The sequence below is a fragment of the Pseudomonas sp. A39 genome (genome assembly GCF_058145955.1).
Genome location: NZ_JBYVMD010000136.1, coordinates 1 through 555 on the forward strand (window position 1 = coordinate 1; position 555 = coordinate 555).

Genomic DNA, 555 nt, shown 5'->3' on the forward strand with positions numbered 1-555 from the left:
AGGCAAATCAGATCCAATTGACGCCCACTGGCAAAACGAGTCTGGCCCATGCTGGCTCCTGTTATTTTTATCAGCCTGCGTTGTGCCGCCGTGGCGACGGCAAACGCTCTTGGTGGGAGCAGACTAGAACGTCCTGCGGCACCAATCAATATTTATTCCATATATTTTTTCATTGGAATATTTTTTCCATTAAGCTTGTACAAGAGCATGCAAGCGGCAGTGCATCGTTTCAGCAGGCCACGGCCGCCGTGATGCCGAGGTATTTTTTTGCGCCTACCCTGTAGACTTGCGCCACCCATCAGCGCATCAGAAGAACACGCCAGAAGGATTGCCCATGTCCCGCACCGATCCCGAGACCACCCTGGAAGACTCTATCGCCAGCCCTCCGATCAATGCCGAGCGCCTGTTGCAGCTGATCACCGACGAATACGAGAGCCTGCCGCGCCAACTCAAGCGCATCGCCAGCTACATGAGCCAGCAGAGCGACCGGATCATGGTCGACCGCATCAGCGACATCGCCCGTGAGTGCGAAGTGCACCCGTCGGCCATCGTGCG

The 555-nt window shown here is 56.0% G+C and carries 1 protein-coding gene and 1 pseudogene; both read left to right on the forward strand.

Annotation, left to right across the window (positions count from 1 at the left end; translation table 11 throughout):
• The coding region (locus AC3ZU9_RS31555; RefSeq protein WP_490091807.1) for a hypothetical protein at nt 1-284 on the forward strand (284 nt) is incomplete at its 5' end.
• A gap of 50 nt (nt 285-334) precedes the next feature.
• A pseudogene (locus tag AC3ZU9_RS31560) lies at nt 335-555 on the forward strand (MurR/RpiR family transcriptional regulator); the annotation flags it as partial.